The organism is Streptomyces sp. NPDC005181 (assembly GCF_040608395.1).
Classification (GTDB): Bacteria; Actinomycetota; Actinomycetes; order Streptomycetales; family Streptomycetaceae; genus Streptomyces.
On sequence record NZ_JBEXID010000224.1, the window covers coordinates 1 to 2,299 of the forward strand.

General features: G+C 68.4%; 3 protein-coding genes and 1 pseudogene. 1 reads left to right on the plus strand and 3 read right to left on the minus strand.

Annotated features, from left to right (window positions below):
- A partial coding sequence (locus ABZV38_RS40155; RefSeq protein WP_356333886.1) for a transposase occupies positions 1–690 on the plus strand: 690 nt, incomplete at its 5' end.
- A 142-nt stretch (positions 691–832) separates the two neighbouring features.
- Here the strand turns inward: ABZV38_RS40155 and ABZV38_RS40160 are convergent.
- The 3 genes and pseudogenes from ABZV38_RS40160 to ABZV38_RS40170 form a co-directional block, all read right to left on the minus strand.
- Positions 833–1,408, minus strand: coding sequence for a hypothetical protein (locus tag ABZV38_RS40160; protein WP_356333888.1), 576 nt, complete (start codon positions 1,406–1,408; stop codon positions 833–835).
- Positions 1,409–1,410: 2 nt separating this feature from the next.
- Positions 1,411–1,887: a sigma-70 family RNA polymerase sigma factor gene (locus ABZV38_RS40165; RefSeq protein ID WP_326608497.1), complete on the minus strand. Its 477-nt coding sequence runs from the start codon at positions 1,885–1,887 to the stop codon at positions 1,411–1,413.
- Positions 1,888–2,015: 128 nt separating this feature from the next.
- Positions 2,016–2,299, minus strand: a pseudogene (locus ABZV38_RS40170) (hypothetical protein); the annotation flags it as partial.

The window sequence follows — 2,299 nt, forward strand, 5'->3', positions numbered from 1 at the left end:
CGTCGCGGCCTGCTGCCCACCGAGCACCTGGTCGACAGCGGCTACACCTCCCTCGTCCATCTGGAACAGGCCGCCCGCGAACACCGGGTCACCGTCACCGGACCGCTGCCGGGCAACCCCACCCGCCAGCATCGCCGAGGCGAGGGCTTCGGCCGTGACGACTTCCACATCGACTTCGATCGCCGACAGGTAACCTGCCCCCAGGGCCAGGTCAGCCGGGGCTGGCACGGCCCCTACCCGACGTCGTCGCCCACCGCTGCCCCGCTGATCGTGGCGCGGTTCACCAAGGGCCAGTGCCAGCCCTGCCCAGTCCGCGCCCAGTGCACCACCTCCCGCGAAAGCGCCCGCAACGTGGGCTTCCCACCGCGAGAACTCCGCGACCTGCAACTCCGCGTCCGAACCGAGCAGCAGACACCCGAGTGGAAGGCGCGGTACGCGGTCCGTTCCGGGGTGGAGGGCACCGTCAACGAGTTCGCTCACGGCCACGGCATGCGCCGCTGCCGCTACCGAGGCCAGGACAAAACCCACATCCAGCACGTCCTGACCGCCATCGCTGTCAACATCGAGCGACTCAGCGGCCTGCCGCCAGCCGGAGGAACACCTCCGGCCCGGCAGCCCACCGCCTTCCAGAATTTCCTGGACCAGCACAACATCCACCGGCCGAAGTCCTGGAGAAGTAGCCGTGGTTGACACCACTGATTCCAAGATCCTCGACAGAGTCAAGGTTAGTGCCTGTTTCCGAACCGCGCACAGCTCGGCCCCGGGATGCGTCGCAGACGACGGCAGCGACGTGTTGCCAGTCCTCCACGGGACCGAGCTCGGGTCGGAGGGGTCAGCTGTCTGCCCGGTTGGAGCATTTCATGCCGAGAGCCTTGGGCAGGGCGGGCTCGAGTTCGGCACGTCGCTCGGCAATGGTGCCGCCCCGATAGGTGTTGACGTGGTTGTCTCGGTCGGTCTCGACCACGATTAGGACATGCTCGCCCGGCTGCCAGCGCTTGAGGAGGCCATCCTTGGCCGGATCGACGACGTTGAGGTCGACCTGCTGGGCGCCGTGGGCGGGCTTGAGCCAGTCCTTGACGTGGAAGGTGAGGATCACCCGGTCGGGTTGCGGGGCGTCGCGTACGGACACCACATCGCCTTCGGCGATGACTCGACTACAGGCGATGGCACCTGCCGTCGTGAGCTTGCCGTCCCCTCCTGGGCCGGGCCGTCCGGCCGTGGAGGAGGGATCGCCGGTGACGGCGAGCCCCATGCTGATCGCCACGGCCGCGGCGATCAGCATACCGGTCAGGACACGACGGCGGTTCCGGTGAGCGGCTTGGGCCGTTGCCTCCCGATCGGCCTCTTTGGCGATCAGGGACAGGGTCAGTCGCAGCCGGTCTTCCTCTGATTCCGTCAGCGGTTCCATCTTCAGCTCACCTCCTGGTTGGTCAGGCGAGGACGCAGGGCTGCTGCGGCCGCGTGCAGCCGGCTCTTGACCGTGCCCTCCGGGATCTGTAGTAGCTGTGCGATGTCCCGGACCGGCAGGTCGACGTAGTAGCGCAGCACCACAACTTGCCGGTGCTGGGTCGGCAGTGCCTGCAGCTCCTGCGCCACGGCCAGGGCGAGCACCCGAAGTTCCTCGGGATGGTCCACCGGCGGATGGTGCGCCCAGCGTGCCGCCAGACGCTCGCGCAGTCCGGCTTCGCGGCGGAGGTTGCGATGCCAGTCGGCGGCGACTCGGGAAGCGACCACTGCCACCCAGGCTGCCGGATTGCGGATCTCGGGCCGCTGTGGGTTGGCCTGCTCCTGCAGCAGCTTCAACCGGACGTGCTGCACCCCGTCTTCAAGATCGCCCAGAGGCACGCCGCCCAGGATCAGCACCGCGCGGATGCGCGCCGCATCCATCTGACTCACCGCCAAGGCGGCGCCGGCCCTGTTGACCGACACCGCCTGCCGAGCATCACCCATGCGTGCCCCCAGGTCGTTTTCTCTATGACGGAGCAGCACGGCAAAACGTTCACCGCTCTGGCCGCTCAGCTGCAATCGGCGGTCGAATCCCCGGACAGCTTCACCATCTGGGTGGGCGTGGCCGCCTTCAGCGCGGCCACGAGGTCGTCGGCGGACTTCCCGGCGAGTTGGTCCTCCAGCCGGTCGTGCCCGTCGCCCTCAGCCGCGCGGGCGGCCTCCGCGGCCGACTGCGCATTCCCTTCCATCTCGCCTTCCCCGATGGCGTCGTTGTCATACGGCACCACGGCGCCTTCGCCCAGGCTGTGCCATTGTGCCGACTCGAGCTCATCGCCCGGGGAGCACTTCGCTT

What these genes read in the sequence shown, in the direction of transcription:
- ABZV38_RS40160 (WP_356333888.1), bottom strand. Translation starts at nt 1,408, where the DNA reads ATGGAACCGCTGACGGAATCAGAGGAAGACCGGCTGCGACTGACCCTG.
- ABZV38_RS40165 (WP_326608497.1), bottom strand. Translation starts at nt 1,887, where the DNA reads ATGGATGCGGCGCGCATCCGCGCGGTGCTGATCCTGGGCGGCGTGCCT.